At 74.6% G+C, this 19,892-nt stretch carries 16 protein-coding genes; 8 read left to right on the top strand and 8 right to left on the bottom strand.

The window, feature by feature from the left end; genetic code table 11:
* Nucleotides 1-7 precede the first annotated feature (7 nt).
* Nucleotides 8-1,093, bottom strand: a complete 1,086-nt coding sequence (gene wecB, locus NMK34_RS11115) for a non-hydrolyzing UDP-N-acetylglucosamine 2-epimerase (RefSeq protein WP_318333314.1) — start codon at nucleotides 1,091-1,093, stop codon at nucleotides 8-10.
* 439 nt (nucleotides 1,094-1,532) lie between these two features.
* Between wecB and NMK34_RS11120 the strand changes: the two genes are divergently transcribed.
* Entirely contained in the window at nucleotides 1,533-3,443 is a 1,911-nt protein-coding gene (locus tag NMK34_RS11120) for a hypothetical protein (RefSeq protein ID WP_318333315.1), read from the top strand.
* Here NMK34_RS11120 and NMK34_RS11125 read toward each other — a convergent pair.
* Complete coding sequence (locus tag NMK34_RS11125; RefSeq protein WP_318333316.1) at nucleotides 3,433-4,623, bottom strand: hypothetical protein; 1,191 nt, start codon at nucleotides 4,621-4,623, stop codon at nucleotides 3,433-3,435. The genes NMK34_RS11120 and NMK34_RS11125 overlap by 11 nt on opposite strands.
* 289 nt (nucleotides 4,624-4,912) lie before the next feature.
* On the opposite strand from NMK34_RS11125, the gene NMK34_RS11130 reads away from it, so the two are divergent.
* The 4 genes from NMK34_RS11130 to NMK34_RS11145 all read left to right on the top strand — a co-directional run bounded on the left by NMK34_RS11130 (nucleotide 4,913) and on the right by NMK34_RS11145 (nucleotide 11,278).
* Complete coding sequence (locus NMK34_RS11130; RefSeq protein WP_318336320.1) at nucleotides 4,913-6,481, top strand: glycosyltransferase family 4 protein; 1,569 nt, start codon at nucleotides 4,913-4,915, stop codon at nucleotides 6,479-6,481.
* Nucleotides 6,478-8,046: a glycosyltransferase family 2 protein gene (locus tag NMK34_RS11135; RefSeq protein ID WP_318333317.1), complete on the top strand. Its 1,569-nt coding sequence runs from the start codon at nucleotides 6,478-6,480 to the stop codon at nucleotides 8,044-8,046. Before NMK34_RS11130 ends, NMK34_RS11135 begins: the two co-directional genes overlap by 4 nt.
* Before the next feature lie 3 nt (nucleotides 8,047-8,049).
* Nucleotides 8,050-9,333: a nucleotide sugar dehydrogenase gene (locus NMK34_RS11140; protein ID WP_135239225.1), complete on the top strand. Its 1,284-nt coding sequence runs from the start codon at nucleotides 8,050-8,052 to the stop codon at nucleotides 9,331-9,333.
* A gap of 196 nt (nucleotides 9,334-9,529) precedes the next feature.
* Nucleotides 9,530-11,278, top strand: a complete 1,749-nt coding sequence (locus NMK34_RS11145; protein ID WP_318333318.1) for a CDP-glycerol glycerophosphotransferase family protein — start codon at nucleotides 9,530-9,532, stop codon at nucleotides 11,276-11,278.
* Between the two features lie 54 nt (nucleotides 11,279-11,332).
* Here NMK34_RS11145 and NMK34_RS11150 read toward each other — a convergent pair whose 3' ends face one another.
* Nucleotides 11,333-11,875 (bottom strand): acyltransferase, encoded by a 543-nt coding sequence (locus tag NMK34_RS11150; RefSeq protein ID WP_135239227.1) that lies wholly within the window; start codon nucleotides 11,873-11,875, stop codon nucleotides 11,333-11,335.
* Nucleotides 11,876-11,942: 67 nt separating this feature from the next.
* Complete coding sequence (locus NMK34_RS11155; protein ID WP_135239228.1) at nucleotides 11,943-12,281, bottom strand: DUF952 domain-containing protein; 339 nt, start codon at nucleotides 12,279-12,281, stop codon at nucleotides 11,943-11,945.
* A gap of 84 nt (nucleotides 12,282-12,365) precedes the next feature.
* Here NMK34_RS11155 and NMK34_RS11160 point away from each other — a divergent pair, with 84 nt between their 5' ends.
* Both NMK34_RS11160 and NMK34_RS11165 read left to right on the top strand, forming a co-directional pair.
* Nucleotides 12,366-13,022 (top strand): response regulator transcription factor, encoded by a 657-nt coding sequence (locus NMK34_RS11160; protein WP_318333319.1) that lies wholly within the window; start codon nucleotides 12,366-12,368, stop codon nucleotides 13,020-13,022.
* Between the two features lie 10 nt (nucleotides 13,023-13,032).
* The gene (locus NMK34_RS11165; RefSeq protein ID WP_318333320.1) at nucleotides 13,033-14,421 is read left to right on the top strand and encodes a HAMP domain-containing sensor histidine kinase; all 1,389 of its coding nucleotides are present in this window, start codon (nucleotides 13,033-13,035) and stop codon (nucleotides 14,419-14,421) included.
* Between the two features lie 6 nt (nucleotides 14,422-14,427).
* Here the strand turns inward: NMK34_RS11165 and NMK34_RS11170 are convergent, their stop codons facing one another.
* From NMK34_RS11170 to NMK34_RS11185, 4 genes are all read right to left on the bottom strand, one after another.
* Entirely contained in the window at nucleotides 14,428-15,351 is a 924-nt protein-coding gene (locus tag NMK34_RS11170) for a TAXI family TRAP transporter solute-binding subunit (RefSeq protein ID WP_412098948.1), read from the bottom strand.
* Nucleotides 15,352-15,422: 71 nt separating this feature from the next.
* The gene (locus NMK34_RS11175) at nucleotides 15,423-16,070 is read right to left on the bottom strand and encodes a hypothetical protein (RefSeq protein WP_318333322.1); all 648 of its coding nucleotides are present in this window, start codon (nucleotides 16,068-16,070) and stop codon (nucleotides 15,423-15,425) included.
* 109 nt (nucleotides 16,071-16,179) lie between these two features.
* Nucleotides 16,180-16,983, bottom strand: a complete 804-nt coding sequence (yaaA, locus tag NMK34_RS11180; protein WP_318333323.1) for a peroxide stress protein YaaA — start codon at nucleotides 16,981-16,983, stop codon at nucleotides 16,180-16,182.
* A 16-nt stretch (nucleotides 16,984-16,999) separates the two neighbouring features.
* Nucleotides 17,000-18,604, bottom strand: a complete 1,605-nt coding sequence (locus NMK34_RS11185; protein ID WP_318333324.1) for a hypothetical protein — start codon at nucleotides 18,602-18,604, stop codon at nucleotides 17,000-17,002.
* 82 nt (nucleotides 18,605-18,686) lie between these two features.
* On the opposite strand from NMK34_RS11185, the gene NMK34_RS11190 reads away from it, so the two are divergent.
* Nucleotides 18,687-19,763, top strand: a complete 1,077-nt coding sequence (locus tag NMK34_RS11190; protein ID WP_396880618.1) for an App1 family protein — start codon at nucleotides 18,687-18,689, stop codon at nucleotides 19,761-19,763.
* The last annotated feature ends 129 nt before the right edge of the window (nucleotides 19,764-19,892 follow it).

A 19,892-nucleotide genomic window follows, 5' to 3' on the forward strand; every position in this document is an offset into this window, starting at 1 on the left:
CGCGTCGTCATGCCAGGTGCCGTCGCAGCGTCTCGGCGACCCGCCGGGCCGCCCGGCCGTCACCGTACGGGGTGCCGCGCGGCGCCTCCGGGGCGGGACGCGTCGCGGTGGCCGCCCACCGGGCGCCCAGCTCGCGCGGATCCGGCACCAGCACGTTCCAGCCGTCGGCGAGCGTCTCGACCCACTCCGTCTCGGTGCGCAGCGTGGTGCACGGCCGGTCCAGCAGGTACGCCTCCTTCTGGAGGCCGCCCGAGTCGGTGACCACGCCGGCGGAGCCGGCCACGGCGGCCACCATCGCGGCGTACGGCAGCGGCCGGCCCGCGTGCAGCGCGCCCCGGGTCAGCTTCAGCCCGTGCTGATCGGCGCGGGCGACCAGCCGCGGGTGGGCCAGCAGCGCGACTGGCACGGGCAGGTCGGCGAGCGCGTCGAGCAGCGCGGCGAGCCGCTTCGGGTCGTCGGTGTTCTCCGCGCGGTGCAGCGTGGCGAGCAGGTACGGCGCGTCCGGGTCGATGCCGTCGGGCAGCGCCGGGCGGGGCTGCCCGGCCCGCGCCACGTCGTCGCGGACCCGGAGGCAGACGTCCACCATCACGTCGCCGACCAGTTCGGTACGGGCGGCCAGGCCCTCGGTGGCGAGGTGCCGGACGGCCTCCTCGGTGGGGGCGAGCAGCAGATCGGCGGCGTGGTCGGTGAGCACCCGGTTGTGCTCCTCCGGCATCCGCCGGTTGAACGACCGCAGCCCGGCCTCCAGGTGCGCCACCCGCAGGTGCTGCTTGACCGCCGACAGCGTGCCGGCCAGCGTCGAGTTGGTGTCGCCGTACACCAGCACCCAGTCCGGCGCCTCGGCGGCGAGCACCGGGTCCAGGGCGGCCAGGGTGTTGCCGGTCTGCACGCCGTGGCTGCCGGAGCCGATCCCCAGGTGCACGTCCGGGTCGGGGATGCCGAGGCCGGAGAAGAAGACGTCGGACAGGTCGGCGTCGTAGTGCTGGCCGGTGTGCACGATCACGTGCTCGCACCCGTCCTCGGCGAACGCCGCCGCGATGGGCGCCAGCTTCACCAACTGCGGTCGGGCGCCGACGATGCTGACGACCTTCACACGTGACTCCTCGTGATCTGCGACGGATTCTCGGTGCGGACCGGCCGCCGCCCGAGGCGGAAGGCCGTGGACCCCGGCCGGGTGGCCGGGCCGGTGCCCGCAGGCCCTAGGAATAGTAGTGCCCCACCCGCCGCCGGACGACGTACGCGGACGCGGCCGGTACGCGATGGTGGGCCGGGCCACCCGCCGTCACCGGACGCCGCCGCCCCGACGGGGAGCACGGTGACCGGTGGCGTGGAACGGGACACGAGGGACCAGCCTAACCGAACCGGCCGGATCACCCCGGTCCGGCGGGCGTCGGCCCGTCGGCTCGCGGCCGCCGCGGCACCGCCCGGTCACCGCCGGTACGTCCCGCCGCCGGGGGATCGTCGCCGAGTCTTCACCGGGCCGGGCGAGCCTGGCCCGGCGCCGCAGCCCGGCTTGCGTACACTACGGCGCCATGACCGCCCCCGGGCCCGAGACCCGTACCCGCACCGCAGACGCCGGTGGATCGGTGGCCGACGCCACCGACGAGACCGCGAAGCCGCCGGCCGCCGACGGCGCGGACCGGCCCGCCGACGCGCCGCAGCAGCAGGCGCAGCCGGAGACCACCGTGGCGGAGCGTGCCGACCGCCCCGGGCGGTGGCACCGGATGCGGCCGGATCTGCTGGTCGCGGCGATCTACCTGGCCGGCGCGTTCTGGGTGACCGCGCGGGGCTGGGTGAACCCCGACGGGCGGCTGCTCGGCAGCCGCCCGAACGACCAGGGCTTCAACGAGTGGATGCTGGCGTACGCCGCGCACGCGGTCAGCAACCTGGAGAACCCGTTCTTCACCTCGTTGCAGAACGCCCCGGACGGCGTGAACCTGATGACGAACGTCGGCATGCAGCTACCAGGGCTGGTGCTGTCCCCGGTCACCCTGCTGTTCGGCGCGCCGTTCGCGTACCTGCTGTTCATCACGCTCAACCTGGCCGGCACCGCGTACGCCTGGTACCACGTGCTGTCCCGCAACCTGGTCTCGTCCCGGGCGGCGGCCTTCGCCGGCGGCCTGTTCTGCGCGTTCGCGCCGGCGTTGGTGTCGCACAGCAACGGCCACCCGCACATCACCGCCCAGTGGCTGGTGCCGTTCATCCTCTGGCAGGTGATCCGGCTGGCCCGGGACGGCCGCCCGGTGCGTAACGGCCTGGTGCTGGGCGCGCTCGTGGTGGCGCAGTTCTTCGTGAGCCTGGAGATCCTGTTCCTGACCGCGCTCGGCTGCCTGATGATGGTCGTCGGCTACGTGATCTTCCGGCCGCGGGAGGCGCTGCGCCGGGCCGGGCCGATGCTCGGCGGGCTCGCCATCACCGGCGTGCTCGTCGGTGCGGCCTCCGCGTACCCGCTGTGGATGCAGTTCGCCGGCCCGCAGCACCGGGTCGGTCACCCGGGCGATCCGGACGTCTACGCGCTGACCCTCGGCTCGTTCGTGCGGTACGCCACCGAGTCCGTGGCCGGGAGCCCCACCAGCGCTCTGCGCTGGGGCCCGAACACCACCGAGCAGGCCAGCTTCTACGGCTGGTCGGTGGTGATCCTCGCGATCGGCGCCGCGCTGTGGCTGCGCCGCGAGATCGTGGTCCGGGTGCTCGCCGTGGTCGGGCTGATCTCGGCGGTCTTCTCGATCGGCACCACCTGGACCGTGGGCACCCGCCGCACCGACGTGCCGGCGCCGTTCGCGCTGGTGTCCGAGCTGCCGGTGTTCGACTCGGTGGTGGTGTCCCGGTTCGCGCTGATCACCACGGTGGCGCTCGGCGTGCTGTTCGCGGTGGCCGGGGACCGGGTGGCCCGGGTCCGGGCGGACGAGCCCGGCCAGTCCCGGCTGGTGCCCCGCCTGGCCGCTGTCGCGCTGTCCGCCGCGCTGCTGCCGATCCTGCCCACCCCGCTGGAGGCGCGCGGGCGCAACCCGGTGCCGGACTTCGTCACCGCCGGCGTCTGGAAGGACCACGTCGCCCCCGGCCGCACCCTGGTGCCGGTTCCGGTCGACGGCATGACGTCGCTGTACTGGAGTTCCGCCGCGCTGGCCGGCTTCGCCGTACCGGAGGGGTACTTCCTCGGGCCGGTCTCCAAGACCGACAACACCGGCCGGTGGGGCGTCGAGCCGCAGCCGACCGCGAAGCTGCTCACCGCCGTGTCGCGGGGCCAGCGGGACACCGCTGTCGGCCCGGCCGACGTCGAGCAGGCCCGCGCCGACGTGCGGCACTGGAAGGCCGACGCGGTGGCGCTGCCGGATCGGGCCCGCCGCCACGACGACCTGAAGGTGGTGCTCGACGCGCTCTACGGTCCGGGCCGGCGGGTGGCGGACGTCTGGCTGTGGGACGTCCGCCCGCTCACCCGGTGAGCGTCACGGCGACCGGGTCCAGATGAGCAGCAGGTAGCCGCCGAAGTAGGTCGAGAACGCGGTGAGCGCGACCAGTACGGTGACGGCCCGGGCCCGCCCGGGCCAGGCCGACGGCGGCCGGCAGCAGCAGCGCGAACGCCGGCACCAGGAACCGCGCCTTGGAGTGGTAGTAGCCCGCCGCGCCGAGCGTGGTGACGATCATCAGCCCGCTGAACAGCAGCAGTTCCCAGGGCTGGCGGTCGATCACGCTCAGCACGAAGAACATCAGCGCCAGCAGCAGTACCACGCTCACCACGAGCACCTGCGGCGTGGCGGACACCGCCAGCACCTCGCGTCCCCGCTGGAACGTGTCCACGCCGAAGTCGAAGTGGCTGCGCCAGCCGGCGGACTGGATGTGGAACCAGCCGTCCGGCCGCCCGGTCTGGACACCCACCCAGGCCAGGTAGGCGAGCCAGCCGGCCGGGGCGAGCAGCATCGCCACCCATGGCCGCCAGCCGTCCCGGCGCCGGACCACCGCCAGCAGCGCGGCCAGGCCGACCACCGGGATCAGCGACGAGGCGGTGGGCCGGGTCAGGCCGGCGAACAGGCAGAGCACGCCAGCGGTCAGCCAGTGCCGGCGCAGCAGCGCGTACAGCGTCCACGCGGCCAGCGCGGTGAACAGCGTCTCGCTGTAGGCCATCGACTGCACGACGGCGTGCGGCAGCGCGGCCCAGAGCGCGGCGAGTACCACGCCGGTGCGCCGGTCGTGCAGGTACGAGCCGATCGCGTACAGCGCCCAGGCCGCCACCAGGCCGGCGAGCGTGGCCACGGCGAGCCCGGAGGTACGCGGGCCGAGCGGGGTGACCCGTTCCACCACGCCGATCAGGGCCGGGTAGAGCGGGAAGAACGCCATGTCGCTCTGCACCCGTTCGTACCCGTCGTAGCCCCGCTGGGCGATGGCGAGGTAGTACGTCGCGTCGGACAGGGTCAGCTCGCGTACCGGGGAGAGGTTCAGCGACCGCGCCCAGACGTACACGGCCGCCACACCGATCAGCCGGATCACCGCGTACACCGCCAGCGCGGGCGCCGCGTCCCGGGCGGCGTCGCGCAGCCGCCGGACGGGGCCGGGCCGGGCGCGATCGGCTGTGGCCGGCTCGATCGCCGGGGCTGGTGCGGGCCGGCTGGGTTCCTCGGTGGTCACCACGTCCATTGTGCGGTCCCGTTCGCGCTGAGCTGGGGTTGGCCGAGGGCCCGCGTGGCGCGGCCGGCGACCCGGCGAACGACTCGGAGCGGGCGCCGGTCGTTGAACAGGGTGGAGGGTAGCAACAGTCACAGCAGGTCGGGGGGCACCGGCGGCGGCGGGCGTCCGGGCCCGATCCGCTGTCGTAGACTCGCTCGGGTCCGCGGGCGCGGTGCTGGCGACGACGAAACGGGCAGGAATGGGATCTGACGGCACGACCGCAGCGGCGGGCACCCGGGGACGGGTCGTGATGCTTGTGGACAACGGGGTCATCGGTGACTCCCGGGTGCAGAAGGCGGCCCGGTCCGCCGCCGACGCCGGCTGGGACGTCGTGCTGCTCGGCCGGGCGCCGGTCGGCAGCCCGCAGAGCTGGCGCCTCGGCGCCGCCGAGGTACGCCTCGTGCCGATGCCCGAACCGCTGGCCCGCCGCCGCCACGAGTTCCGCCGGGCCTGGCTGCGGCACCCGCTCGCCTACCCGCCCAGCGGTATCGCGGCGCACCGTACCCAGGCGGTCAAGGCCTGGCGCGCGGACCTGGCGGTACGCCGGGCGGCGCTCACCGTCGCGGCCCGCGAGTCCGGCGCGGGCCGGCCGGGCGGGCTGCCCTGGGCCGCGCTGCGTGCCGAGGAGAAGCTGTCCGGCCTGACCCGCAAGTGGGTCGGCTTCCGCAACCGTCAGCTCACCCGGGCCCGCAAGGGCCGCAAGCTGGACGGCCCCTGGGACCGCGCGTACACGATGTTCTGGCGCGGGCTGCGCGGCGACGGCGCGTGGCGGCGCCTGGAGCCGGGCCTGTGGGACTACGAGCTGGCCTACGGCCCGGTGGTCGACGAGCTGGCGCCGGACCTGATCCACGCCAACGACTTCCGGATGCTCGGCGTCGGCGCCCGCGCGAAGGTCCGGGCCGCCGCGAAGGGCCGCCGGATCGCGCTGCTCTGGGACGCCCACGAATACCTTCCCGGCGTGCAGCCGTGGCGCGACAACGCCCGCTGGCTACCCGGCAACGTGGCGCACGAGCGGGAGTACGTGCCGTACGCCGACGCCACCATGACCGTCTCCGGTGGCCTGGCCGACCTGCTGCGCACCGAGCACGGGCTGGCCGAACGGCCGGCGGTTGTGCTGAACGCCCCGGCGGTGGACGAGCTGCCGGCCGACCCGGCCGAGCCGGTGCCGGACATCCGCGCCCGCTGCGGGCTCGGGCCGGACGAGCCGCTGCTCGTCTACAGCGGGGTGGCCGCCGCCAAGCGCGGCCTCGGCGTGATGGTCGAGGCGCTGCCCCGGCTGCCCGGCGCGCACGTCGCGTTCGTGGTGAACAAGCCCGACTCGGCGTACGTCCGGGGCCTGGTCACCCGGGCCGGCGAGCTGGGCGTGGCGGACCGGGTGCACGTGCTGCCGTACGTGCCGCACCACCAGGTCGTCCGGTTCCTCAGCGGCGCGCAGGTCGGCGTCATCCCGATCCAGCACTGGCCGAACCACGAGATCGCGCTGATCACCAAGTTCTTCGAGTATTCACACGCCGGTCTGCCGCTGGTCGTGTCCGACGTGCGCACCATGGCCGAGACTGTCCGGGAGACCGGTCAGGGCGAGGTGTTCCGCGCCGAGGACGTGGCCGACTTCGTCCGCGCGGTCACCGCGGTGCTCGCCGACCCGCAGCGGTACCGCGCCGCGTACGACCGGCCGGGCCTGCTGGCCGGCTGGACGTGGGAGGCGCAGGCGCGGGTGCTCGACGAGGTCTACTCGCGGCTGCTGCCGGACGCGCCGCCCCGGCCGGCGCCGGCGGCGCACGCACCGGTGGAGCCGGCGCAGGTGGAGGTGGGGGCGTGAGCGGGCCGGACGTGACAGTGGTGGTCGCCGTCTACAACACCATGCCGTACCTGACCGCCTGCCTGGACTCGCTCGTCGGGCAGACCATCGGGCTGGACCGGCTGGAGGTCGTCGCCGTCGACGACGGCTCCACCGACGGCAGCGGCGCCGAACTCGACCGCTACGCCAAGCGGTACCCGGGCACGGTCCGGGTGCTGCACCAGGCCAACTCCGGCGGCCCGGCGGCGCCGAGCAACGTGGCGCTCGACCACGCACGCGGCCGGTACGTCTTCTTCATCGGCTCGGACGACCACCTCGGCCCGGAGGCGCTGGAGCGCCTGGTCGACGCCGCCGACCGGTGGGACTCCGACGTGGTGCTGGGCCGGATGGTCGGCACCAACAAGCGCTACGTGCACCAGGCCGTCTACGCCACCACCCAGGAGCGGCTCGACCTGTTCGGCAGCGACCTGCCCTGGTCGTTGTCGAACACCAAGCTGTTCCGGCGGGATCTGATCGAGCGGCACGGCCTGCGGTACCGCACGGACATGCCGATGGGCAGCGACCAGCCGTTCACGCTGGAGGCGTGCTTCCGGGCCAAGAAGGTGTCGGTCCTCGGCGACTACGAGTACTACTACGCGGTCAAGCGGGACAACGCCCAGAACATCACGTATGCCAGCCGGTTCGAGGAGCGGCTGCGCTGTGCCGAGGAACTCGTCGGTTTCGTCGCCGGGCTGATCGAGCCCGGCCCGCGGCGGGACGCGGTGCTGGTGCGTCACTTCACCTGGGAGGTGGCGAAGCTGCTCCGCGCGGAGTTCCTCGCCCTCTCCCCGGACGTGCAGCGGCAGGTCCACGACCGGATCCGCAAGCTCGCCGAGGCGTACCTGACCGACGGGGTGACCGCCCGGATGGCGCCCGAGGAGCGGCTGCGGGTCGCGGTGGCGCGTGACGGCGACCTCGACGCGCTGCGCACGATCGTCGGCCAGCACGCCGACCGGTCGCTGCCCGAGGTGATCATCGAGGGCGACCGCTGGTACGCCGGCCAGGTCGGCTTCCGCGACCCGGCGTTCGGCTACCCGGACGACTGGTACGACGTCACCGACCGCGCCGCCGCGATACTGGCCAAGCTGACCGCGACCGGGCTGGCCTGGGGACGCGACGCCGCCGGGACCCGGGCCCTGGTGGTCACCGCGCGCAGCCGCTGGGCCGAGCTGGCCGAGCTGAGCGCGGAGGCGCTGCGGGTCAGCGTGGGCGATCTGACGGGTGTCACGTCGGTCGAGGCGTCCGGCCCCGGTACCGTCGTACGGACGGACTTCGCGGTGGACCGGTTGCTGGCGGTCGCCGCGGGGACAGGTGGGCGTCGTATCGTACGCGCCGAGGTCTCCGCCCTGGGCGGGACGGGCTCGGCGCCGTTGCGCACCGACCGCCCGGTCTCCGCACCCCGGCTGGTGGCCCGGCGCGGTGTCCGCTGGCACCTCGTCACGCCCACCACGAACCACAAGGGCCAGGTGATCGTCGCGATCACGCCGGTGACCCCCGGTCGGTTCCTTGCCCGCCTGCGCCGAATCTGGCCCTCTGGAGGAAAGTAGTTCATGAACATCTGCGTCGTCGCGCTCGGCAAGATCGGTCTGCCGCTGGCCGTGCAGTTCGCGTCCAAGGGGCACCGGGTGATCGGCGCCGACGTCTCCGAGCGGGTCGTCCAGCTGGTCAACGACGGTGCCGTGCCCTTCCCGGGTGAGGCCGACCTGGACGTCAAGCTCAAGGAGGCGGTGGCCGCCGGTCTGCTGTCGGCCACCACGGACACCGCCACCGCGGTCGCCGAGTCGGAGGCGGTCGTCGTGGTCGTGCCGCTGTTCGTGGACGCCGAGGGCGTGCCGGACTTCGGCTGGATGGACGACGCCACCCGGGCCATCGCCCGTGGGCTGAAGCCGGGCACGCTGGTCAGCTACGAGACCACGCTGCCGGTCGGCACCACCCGTAACCGGTGGGCGTCGATGCTCGCCGAGGGTTCCGGCCTGACCGCCGGCACCGACTTCCACCTGGTGTTCAGCCCGGAGCGGGTGCTCACCGGCCGGGTCTTCGCCGACCTGCGCCGCTACCCGAAGCTGGTCGGCGGCATCGACGAGGCGTCGGCCGCGCACGGTGTGCGGTTCTACGAGGCGGTGCTCGACTTCGACGAGCGCCCCGACCTGGACCGCCCCAACGGCGTGTGGGATCTCGGCTCGGCCGAGGCCTCCGAGCTGGCCAAGCTCGCCGAGACGACCTACCGGGACGTGAACATCGGCCTGGCGAACCAGTTCGCCCGCTTCGCCGACACCGTCGGCGTGGACGTCACCAAGGTCATCGAGGCGTGCAACACGCAGCCGTACAGCCACATCCACTCGCCGGGTATCGCCGTCGGCGGCCACTGCATCCCGATCTACCCGCGGATGTACCTGTGGAACGACCCGGCCGCCACCGTGGTCCGCTCGGCCCGCGAGGCCAACGCGGCCATGCCGGAGTACGCGGTCGACCTGCTCGCCGCCGCGTACGGCGACCTGACCGGGGTGGGTGTGCTGGTGCTGGGCGCCGCCTACCGGGGTGGCGTGAAGGAGACCGCGTTCTCCGGCGTCTTCCCGACCGTGGAGGCGCTGCGCCGCCGGGGCGCGGTGCCGTACGTCTCGGACCCGATGTACACCAACGAGGAACTGGTCGCGCACGGCCTGCCCGGCTACGACGGCGAGCCGGTCGGCGCCGCCGTCATCCAGGCCGACCACGCGGAGTACCGCACCCTCGCCCCGGCCGACCTGCCGGGCGTGACGGTGCTGGTAGACGGCCGCCGGGTCACCGACCCGGCGCGCTGGACCGGCGTGCGCCGGGTGGTCATCGGGGGCTGACCCCAGCGGTTTCCCGGGCCCCGGCCGTTCTCGGACGGCCGGGGCCCGTCGCATGCCGTCATGGTTATGACGCCGTCCGGAGTTCACCTGCCGGACACCCCGGCAATACTTGTGTCATGTGATCCGTTTAGGGTCGCAGCCGTCGGAGATCGACTCGGACCGACATCGGCGGGGCAGGGCAGACAGGGAGCGTTCGTTGTTGAGCAGAGTACGCAGCCAGCAGGGTCTCGCCGCGGTCGGCGCGACACTTCTCGGCTACGCGGTCATGGTCCTCGCCGGAGTCCTCGGCCTGGTGGTCCCGTACGCGGTGGCCGCCGTGGTCGCCGTCGCCGGTGAGCTGGCCCTGGCCGGGCGGCACACCGGGACCGCCACGCTGCTCGACAAGGCCGGTCTCGGCACGACCTTCCGGCGGCTGGTGCGGGATCTGTCGGTGGCCCTGCTGGTGATCGCGGCGGTGCGTCCCGGCGTGGCCGGCACCGTCGCCGTCCTGCTGCTGCCCGCCGCGCTGTGGACGGTGGCCGTCGCCACAGGCGCGGTGACCAAGGTGATCGACGGCCGGGTCGACCCGCCGGCGTACACCCGCAACATCGACCTCGGCGCGCTGCGGCGGGTGCCGGTGCCGCCGGCCTGGGCGCGACGGCTGGCCGGGCTGCACATGCCGCTGCTGAACGTGCTGCTGGTGCCCGCGGCAGTGGTGGCCGCCGCGCTCGACCGGGTCGCGCCGGTGGTGGTCACCGGCCTGGTCACGCTCGCCGCCGGCCTGGTCACCGCTGCGGTGCTGGCGCTCACCGCACTGCGCGGCCGGGGCAAGGCCCCGGGTGTGCTGCCCGCCGTGCACGACTGGATGGCCCGGGAGCGGCCCGAGGTGGCGCTCTACTTCGCCGGCCCGGCCAAGGACGTCTACCAGGCCAACATGTGGCTCGCGCCGGTGGAGGCGACCGGCCGCCGCGCCGTCGTGCTGCTGCGCGCCGCGGACGCGTTCGAGCAGCTCGCCGACACCCGGCTGCCGGTCATCTGCGTGCCGGCCGGCGTGGACTTCATGAACCTGGACCTCAGCTCGCTGCGCGTGGCGCTGTACGCGGCGAACGTCGGCGCCAACATCCACCTGCTGCGGGAGCCGGGCGTCAAGCACGTCTTCGTCGGCCACGGCGACAGCGACAAGCAGGCGAGCGTGAACCCGTACAGCAAGGTGTACGACGAGGTCTGGGTGGCCGGGCCGGCCGGGCGGGAACGGTACGCCAGGGCCGACGTCGGCGTGCTGGACCGCGACATCGTGGAGGTCGGCCGGCCGCAGCTCGCCGGGGTGCACACGTTCGGCTCCGGTGCCGCCGACCACCGGTTCACCGTGCTGTACGCGCCGACCTGGGAGGGCTGGCTCGACGACGACCCGTACCACACCTCGCTCGTGCTGATGGGGGAGCGGATCGTGTCCGGCCTGCTCGCCGCCGGGGACGTGCGGGTGATCTACAAGCCGCACCCGCTGACCGGCACGCGCTCGCCCAAGGCCCGCGCCGTGCACGAGCGGATCGTGGCCCGGATCAAGGCGGCCGGCGGCGAGACCGACGCGTCCTCGCTGGACGGTGCCGGGCACCTCGTGGTCACCGGCCGCACGCCCGGGCTGTTCGACTGCTTCAACGTCACCGACCTGCTGGTCAGCGACGTGTCCAGCGTGGTCTCCGACTTCGTGCAGAGCGAGCGCCCGTACGTGGTGGCCAATCCGGCCGGCCTGTCCGAGGACGAGTTCCGGCGGCAGTTCCCGACCGCGCGGGCGGCGTACCTGCTCTCGGCGGACTGCGGTGAGCTGGCGAAGATCCTCGACGTGACCCGGGCCGGCGACGACCCGATGACCGGGGCGCGGCGGGAGCTGAAGGAGTACCTGCTCGGACCGGCCGGGTCGAACCCGATGGACCGGTTCCGGGACGAGATCGGCCGGCTCTGCGGCTGAGGCGTACCGGCGTGAGGGCGACGACCGGCGCGGTCGTCGCCCCTGGTCGTCCGGTCAGCCCTGCTGCGGCGGGTTGTCGACGTCGCGGGAGATGACCTCGCCCTTGGCGTCGACCCAGCCCTTCGGGCGGGCCGGGTTGCCGGCCACCAGCTGGTACGGCTTGACGTCGCGGGTCACCACCGAGCCGGCCGCGATCATCGCGTACTCGCCCACCTCGATGCCGCACACGAGCGTGGCGTTCGCGCCGATCGACGCGCCCCGGCGCACGAGCGTCGGGGTGATCGTCCAGTCCGGATTCTGGGCGCGCGGGCGGAAGTCGTTCGTGAACACCGCGCACGGGCCCACGAACACCTCGTCCTCGATGGTCACGCCCTGGTAGACCGAGACGTTGTTCTGGATCTTCACCAGGTCACCGACGGTGACGCCCGCGTCGACGTAGACGTTGCGGCCGATCACGCAGCCGGCACCGACCTGGGCGCTGGACCGGATGTGCGCCAGGTGCCAGACCTTGGTGCCGTCGCCGACCTGGGCGCCGGACTCCACGTCGGCCGTCGGGTGGACGAAGACGGAGGCGGACCGGTCGTTGCTGTCAGTCATCTCTACTCGCATCACATGCCAGGGCGCGTCGCGCCGTCGGGCGGGCTCGACGCAGCATAACGAGCGCTCACCCGAGTAGTTCGGCCACCGCGTCGGCGGCGGGCCGGTCGGCCGGCAACGGGTGCGCGGCGACGACCGCGTCCACCGGCAACGCGCCGTACAGGTGCGGGAACAGCGCGCCGCCACGGGACTCCTCCCAGCGCAGCGCGTCGCCGAGCCGGGACTCGTCCACCGCGAGCACGGTCAGGCCGGTGACGCCGGCGAAGAACCTCCGCGCGGTCTCCACCACCTGGTCGGCGGCGGACAGGTGGACGTAGCCGTCCTGCCGGTCCATCGCGGTGCCGGCGAACCGCCCGTCCGCCCGTGCCCGCGCCCACTCGTCGTCGGTGAGAATCTTGTAGATCACGCCAGCAGCCTAGAGCGGCCTCGCGTCCCGGCGGCGCGTCTGCCACCATTCGCAGGGCAACACGTCGAGTCGAGGGAGGAACGGGTGCGGATCCTCCTGGTCGAGGACGACCGCCGGGTCGCAGCGGCGTTGTCGTCCGCGCTGACCCGGCGCGGCTACCAGGTGGAACACGCCGCGACGGTGGCCGCCGCGCTCTCCGCCGCCCCCTGCGACCTGGTGCTGCTCGACCTGGGGCTGCCCGACGGCGACGGCACCGACCTGTGCCGCGAGCTGCGGCGGCGCAGCAGCCGGCTCGGCATCATCGCGGTGACCGCGCGCGGCGAGGAACGCGACCGGGTGCTGGGGCTGCGGCTGGGCGCCGACGACTACGTGGTGAAGCCGTTCTCGATGGTGGAGTTGCAGGCGCGGATCGAGGCGGTGCTGCGCCGGGCCGCGCACACCGCGCCGCAGCGCAACCTGATCGAGGCCGGAACGGTCCGCATCGACGTGGGTGGCCGGACCGTGACGTTGGCCGGCCGGGACGTCTCGCTGACCCGCAAGGAGTTCGACATCCTGCTGTCCCTGGCCCGCCAGCCCGGGGTGGCGGTGCCGCGCGAGCGGATCCTGCTCGACGTGTGGGGCACCACCTGGGCCGACCGGCACACCGTGGAGGTGCACGTCGGGTCGCTGCGCGGCAAGCTCGGCGATCCGACGCTGGTGGAGACCGTACGCGGGGTCGGCTACCGGCTCCGCGAGGCGTGAGGGCCGGGTCGTGCGCCGCCGGCTGGTGATCAGCTACCTGCTGCTGATGGTGCTGGTCCTGATCGCCCTGGAGACGCCGCTGGCGGCCACGCTCGCGACCCGGGAGACCGACCGGGTCCGCGCCGACCGCCTCGCCGACGCCACCCGTTTCGCCTCGCTGGCCGGGCCGGCGTTGCGGGGCGGCAGCCCCGGCCCGCTGGACGGGGAACTGGCCGCCTACGACGCGCTCTACGGCATCGGCGCGGCGGTGGTGGACCGGGACCGCCGTACCGTGGTGGCCTCGTCCGGGTGGGAGCCGGGCGCGGGCACCCGCGCGGCGCTCGACACCGCCCTGTCCGGGCAGCAGTTCAGCGGCCCGGAGTCGGTCTGGCCCTGGGTCGGCGGCCCGGTGGTGACGGCGGTGCCGATCAACGACGGCGGCGAGGTGCTCGGCGCCGTGGTCACGACCAGCCCGGCGGACGGGGTGCGCCGCGCCGTCACCGTGTGGTGGCTGCTGCTGGCGGGCATCGGCCTGCTGGCGGTGCTGGCCTGCGTCTCGACCGCGTTCGGGCTGGCCGGCTGGGTGCTGCGCCCGGTCACCGAGCTGGACGCGGTGACCCACGAGATCGCCGAGGGCCGCCGCGCCGCGCGGGTCCGCGCCGGACTCGGGCCGCCCGAACTGCGCCGGTTGGCGACCAGCTTCAACGACATGGCCGACGCGGTCTCCGACGTGATGGACCGGCAACGCGCCTTCGTCGCGCACGCCAGCCACCAGCTCCGCAACCCGCTCACCGCGCTGCGGCTGCGGGTGGAGGAACTGGGGCCCAGCCTCACCGACCCGGACGGGCGCGCCGAGCACCGGCTGGCGCTGGAGGAGACCGACCGGCTCGCCACGGTGCTCGACGCGCTGCTCACTCTGGCCCGCGCCGAGCGGGAGGAGAACGAGCGGGTGACTGTGGACGCCACCGCCACCGCCGCCTCCCGGGTGGCCGCCTGGCTGCCGCTGGCCCGGCACCGCGAGGTCACGCTCCGCCTCGACGCCGAGGACGCGCCGGCGTACGCCCGGACCGTGCCGACCGCCATCGACCAGGCGCTGGACGCCCTGATCGACAACGCGGTGAAGTTCAGCGGCGCCGGGGGTGAGGTGACGGTGACCGTACGGGCCGGCGACGGCGGGACGGTGCTGACCGTCGGCGACACCGGTCCGGGCATGACCACCAGCCAGCTCGACCAGGCCACCGAGCGGTTCTGGCGGGCGCCGGACGCGCAGAACGTGGACGGCGTGGGCCTCGGGCTGACCATCGCGGCGGTGCTCGTGGACGCCTCCGACGGCCGGCTCACCATGCGTCAGGGCGAGCCCCGGGGCCTGGTCGCCGAGCTGTGGTTCCCGGCGTCCGCCGACGAGCCGGTCCGGTGCTGACCCGCGTCAGGGTTTCGTGGCGCGATACCACTGCGCCGCGCCCGGGTGCAGCGGCAGCGGTGTGGTGACGATCGCCGACCGGGGACTCATCCGTCCCGCCGCCGGGTGCGCGGCGGCCAGTTCCTCCCGGCGGTCCATCAGCAGCCGGGTCACCTCCCGCACCAGCGCGGCGGGCAGGTCGGCGCGCACGATCAGGTAGTTCGGGTTCGCCACCGTGCTGACCGGGTCGGCCCGGTACACCGAGCGGGGCACGTCCCGGGTCACGTAGACCTGCCCGTACGCCCGGCGCAGCGGCTCGGTCCAGTCGCCCAGGTCGACGATCCGCAGCGAGGTCCGCTGGGCCAGGTCGGCGACGCCGCGTACGGGCAGCCCGCCGGAGAAGAAGAACGCGTCGATCCGCCCCTCCCGCAGGGCCGTCACCGAGTCGTCCAGTCCCAGGTGTTCCTGGCGTACCCGGTTGCCGCCGAGCTGGGCCACCTCCAGCAGACGGCTGGCGGTGATCTCGGTGCCGGAGCCGTCGGCGCCCACCGACACCCGCCGGCCGCGCAGGTCGCCGAGCGTGCGGATCGGTCCGCCGGCGCGGGTGACCAGGTGCAGCAGGTCGTCGTAGACCCGGGCCACGGCGAGCACCGACGGGTGTTCGGGCTCGCGCGGCGGCAGCACGTCGGCCTGGGTGAAGCCCAGCTCGGCCTCCCCGGCGCCGACCAGCCGGACGTTCTGCGCCGACGCGGCGGTGACCACCACCTCGGCCCGTACGCCTGGCAGCTCCCGGTTGAGCAGCGCGGCGAGCGACTGGCCGAAGGCGTGGTAGACGGCGGTCGGGCTGCCGGTGGCGATGCGGATGCGGGTCGGCTCGGACGGCTCGTCCCGGCACCCGGTGAGCCCGGCGACGAGCAGCAGCACCAGCACGAGCGGGGCGGCGGCGCGCACAGGCCAGTGTCGGCTCACGGGCTGCACTCTGCGCCGTGCACCCGCCGTGGCGCAAGCCAACGCCCGGCCGGTCAGCTCGCCGGGGCCAGCTCCGCGCTCTCGGTGATCCGCTCCCGGTGCTCGCCGTTCGGCACCACCACGAGGAAGCAACCCGACCCGGGCCGCAGCGCCGCCGGCACGTCCAGCAGCGCCGCGCCGCGTACCAGCACCGCCGCCAGGTCCCGGTCGGCGAGCCGGATGCCGAGGCAGTGCCGGCGGACGTGCCGGCCGCCCGCCAGCAACGCGGCCCGCCAGGCCGCCGCGGCCAGCCGGGGCCGCCACAGCCGCCGCGGCGCCGATGCGCCCGGGAACGGCCCGCCGAGCAGCTCCCGGCGGCCCTGCCGCCAGCCCGCGGTCAGCAGATTCGCGTACGCCGCCCGGTGCGGCGGCGGCACCGACAGCCGGTGCAGCTCGTAGCGGCGGCGCAGGCCACCGGTGGTCAGCTCGTGCTCCACCGGCACGTCGAGGCGTCCCAGCAGCTGCCGCATCCGCTGCGCCGCGTCCTCGCGGTTGAACTCGGCGATCCCGCCCCGGTGCGGTCCGGAGTCGAGACGGCGGACGCCGGCGGCCGGCGGCGGCGTGCAGCGCACCATGCAGGCGACCTCGAAGGCGTCGGTCAGGGTCAGCCAGTCCAGCGGCGGCGGCGACGGGCGCGGGCGGTCGAGCAGCGTGGTGAGCATCGGCGCGGCTCCTCGGTCAGAGTCGGGGTACCTCTACCGTCGCTGCCGAGCGCCGGGCCGGGAACCGATGCGCCCCAGCCTTGAGCAAAATTTGCGGGAAGCCCGCGGCTCAGAGTTCGGAGACCACCAGGTCGACCTGCCGCGGCCGCCCGGCCGCCCGGGGTGCCTCCTCGACCATGTACTTCAGCTCCCGCAGCGCCCCCACCAGGGCGTCGGCGGTGCGCGGCCGGGCGTCGGCGAGCAGCAGATCCCGCACCAGCCGGCCCTTCGTGGCCTTGTTGAAGTGGCTCACCACCGACCGGGTCGGTGTGCCGTCCACGATCCGTTCGTGCAGCACCCGCACCGTCACCGTGCGTTCGGCGAGCGCGCCGCGCGGCGTCCAGGTGGCCGCGTACGCGCCGGAGCGCAGGTCCAGCACCGGGCCGCGTCCGGCGGCCGGCTCCAGCACCGGGCCGAGCGCCTCCCGCCAGTACGCAGACAGCGCGCCGAGCCCCGGCAGGCGCGCCCCGATCGGGCAGCGGTACGGCGGGATCCGGTCGGCGAGGCGTACCGCGCCCCACAGGCCGGAGCTGATCAGCACCTGGCGGCGGGCCGCCCGCTGCGCGTCGGGGGGCAGCGTGTCCAGGCCGAGCGCCTCGTAGAGCACGCCGGTGTAGAGGCGTCCGGCCGGGGCGGTCGCCGCCTCCCGCAGCCGGGCGTTGCGCCGCAGCTCCCCGCGCTGCCCCTCGGTCAGGCCCAGCGCGGTCCGGGCCGCCGTCTCGTCCGGCCCGGCGCACAGGTCGACGAGCGCGGTCAGAACCGCCTCCCGGGCCGGGTTCAGCTCGGTCAGGGACAGCCGGGACAGGTCCAGCCGGCGGCCGGTGCCGGCCTCGGCCTTCCCCTCCGACGGGGGCAGCAGGATGAGCACCGACACAGCGTACGGGCCGGGGTCAGCGCCACGGCCGCACGGCACGGCCGGGGTGGTACACGCGACTGCCGCCCACCTCGGCCACCATTGCCGCGTCGGCGCGGTCGCCCAGCAGCCGCCGCAGCGTGCGCTCGGCGGGGGAGCCGACCGCCACCACGTACCCGGGCCGTTCCGCGCGCGCCACCCGCTGCCAGTACGCCGGATAGCGGTTCTGCCCCGGCGTCAGCGCCCCGTCGAGCACACCGCAGGCCACCGTCTCCCCGGTGTTGAAGATCAGCCGGTTGCAGGTCCAGTAGTCCCCGTACACCTCGTGCAGGCCGGCCTGCCGCACCGTGTCGGCCAGGCGGCGGGCGGTGCGCTCCTCGTCCCGTACGCCCGGCACACCGGTCAGGAACGCCACGGTCCCGGCGACGGTGGCGGCGGTCAGCCCGGCCAGCACCAGCGCCGCCGTGGCGCCGCCCAGCCGGGCCGCCCGCCCGGCGGTGCCCCGCACCGCGTGCGCGGCGGCCAGCCAGAGCGGCCACAGCACGGCCGGCAGCGAGATCTGGAGCACCGACAGGTAGCGGGCGTTGCCGAGCGGGTCGGTCGCGGCGAGCGGGCTGCGCACGTACGCCAGAAGTGTCAGCGCCGCGCCCACGACCAGGGCGAGGATCGCCACGGCCCGGACCCGCGCGGCGTGGCCGGCGGCCCGGCGGTACGCGACCACCCCGAGGGCGGCGGCGGCCACCAGCAGCACCGGGTAGAGCACGCCGAACCACTGCGCCCAGCGCGCGCAGCCGTCCATCGGGCACATGCCCGACGCCAGTGGCACCCCCTCCAGCAGCCCGCCGCGCAGCCGTTCGGCGAGCGACGGCGCGACCCCCTCCTTGGTGCTGATCTCGCGGAACACCGACAGCGAGTCCTGCCCGGGTGGCGCGACGAGGTTGTCCTTGACCATCGGGGCGATCCCGGCCAGGAAGCCCACCACCAGCAGCACACCGGGCCAGCCGATCAGATCCCGGGGCACCGCCACCGCGAGCACCACGGCCGCCACCAGCAGGTACGGCGCGATCAGCCAGTCCGACCACAGCGCCAGCCCGGCGAGCAGCCCGAACGCGCCGGTGGCCAGCCAGCGGTGCTTGACCCGCCGGTCGGCGAGGGCCACCGCGATCAGCAGCATCGCCAGCACCGCCGGCTTGACCTCCGGGCGGCCGCCGACCGCGGTGAGCTGGTCGCGGACCACCCGTTCGGAGCCGAGTGCGAGCAGGCCCACCACGACCACCGCGAGCCAGGGGGAGAACAGGCGGCGGGTCAGCCGGTACGCCAGCCACAGGAAGACCGCGAACAGCGCGAGCAGCGGCAGCCGCAGCACCGGCCAGCTCGGCCCGGCCCAGCCGACGAGCGGCGCGGCCAGGTACGACTCCAGCACGCCCATGTAGCGCTGGCCGTACAGGAAGACCGGCCGCTCCCGGCCGGCGGCGATGTGCAGCGCGGCCAGGCCGAACGTGGCCTCGTCGCTGTTCGACGCGGGCACCGTGAGCAGCGTCAGCACCAGCCGGTAGCCGACAGCCGCGACGCCGAGCAGCAGCGCCACCAGCGCCGGCGCGTCCGGACGCGGCCGTACCCGGTCCCGCTTCGTCGTCGACACGACAAACGCCCCCGTCGTCGTCCCGACCGCAGTCTGTCACGGCGGCGCCCGGCGCCGGGGCGGATCGGCGTGGATCACTCGCGTGGCCCGGCCGGTCCGGTTGTGGCACTGTTGCCGTGTGCCGCCCACACCACCGGACCAGCTTGCCGTTCCGCAACTGCACCGCGCCGCGCGCTTCGAGGACGCCGTGCACGGCCTGGTGGAGCGCCGGTTGCGGCGCACCGGGTGGCAGCCCAACATCATCGCGTACGCGGGCTACGGCGCCCCGGGCTGGGCGCGCGTGCTCTGCCGGGTGCTGCTGGGCCGCCCGGACACGCGGCGGCGGGGCCGGCTGGACAAGGTGCGGGGCTGGCGCAGCTTCGCCACGCTGCCCGCCAAGCACATCACGGTGACGATCGAGGCCGACGGTGTGCGCCAGGAGGTGACCGCCGACCGCAGCGGCTTCGTCGACACCGTGATCGAGGCCGACTTCGCCCCCGGCTGGGGCTGCGTACGCCTCAGCGTCGCCGACGCCGAGCCGGTGGAGGCACTGGTCCGCGTCCTCGACCCGGCGGTGCGCTTCGGCATCCTCTCCGACATCGACGACACGGTCATGGTGACCGCGCTGCCCCGGCCGCTGCTCGCCGCGTGGAACACGTTCGTGCTGGACGAGCACGCCCGCACCGCGGTGCCCGGCATGGCCGTGCTGTACGAGCGGCTGGCCACCGCGCACCCGGGCGCGCCGGTCTTCTACCTGTCCACCGGCGCCTGGAACGTCGCGCCGACGCTCACCCGGTTCCTGTCCCGGCACCTCTACCCGGCCGGGCCGCTGCTGCTCACCGACTGGGGGCCGACGGCCGACAGGTGGTTCCGCAGCGGCCGGGAACACAAGCGGGCCACGCTGGCCCGGCTGTCCCGGGAGTTCCCCGAGGTGCGGTGGCTGCTGATCGGCGACGACGGGCAGCACGACCCGGAGATCTACCGGGAGTTCGCCGCCGCGCACCCGGACAACGTGGCAGGGGTGGCGATCCGGCGGCTGTCCCCGACCCAGTCGGTGCTCGCCGGTAGCCTGCCCGCGCCGGCCGGGCGGTCGTCGTCCGGCCCGATCGGCCAGAAGTGGCTGAGCGCCCCCGACGGCGCCGGCCTGTGGAAGCTCCTCCGCGAAGCCGACCTGGTCTGACTCCTGCGGCCACCCGGCGACGGGCGGTCATGCGCCGACAGCCCGGGTGTGTGGTCGACCGCCGGATCGCGGTCACTCCGACGCCGAGCCATCACAGAGCGTAGTGCTGACCGGGAAGCGACTCTCCGA

The organism is Micromonospora sp. BRA006-A, assembly GCF_033433935.1.
GTDB classification, from domain to species: domain Bacteria; phylum Actinomycetota; class Actinomycetes; order Mycobacteriales; family Micromonosporaceae; genus Micromonospora; species Micromonospora aurantiaca.

Bases quoted from the DNA above. Each gene is read 5' to 3' on its own strand.
- NMK34_RS11120 (WP_318333315.1), top strand. From the start codon at position 1,533: ATGACCGCCCCCGGGCCCGAGACCCGTACCCGCACCGCAGACGCCGGT.
- NMK34_RS11130 (WP_318336320.1), top strand. From the start codon at position 4,913: ATGCTTGTGGACAACGGGGTCATCGGTGACTCCCGGGTGCAGAAGGCG.
- NMK34_RS11140 (WP_135239225.1), top strand. From the start codon at position 8,050: ATGAACATCTGCGTCGTCGCGCTCGGCAAGATCGGTCTGCCGCTGGCC.
- NMK34_RS11150 (WP_135239227.1), bottom strand. From the start codon at position 11,875: ATGACTGACAGCAACGACCGGTCCGCCTCCGTCTTCGTCCACCCGACG.
- NMK34_RS11175 (WP_318333322.1), bottom strand. From the start codon at position 16,070: ATGCTCACCACGCTGCTCGACCGCCCGCGCCCGTCGCCGCCGCCGCTG.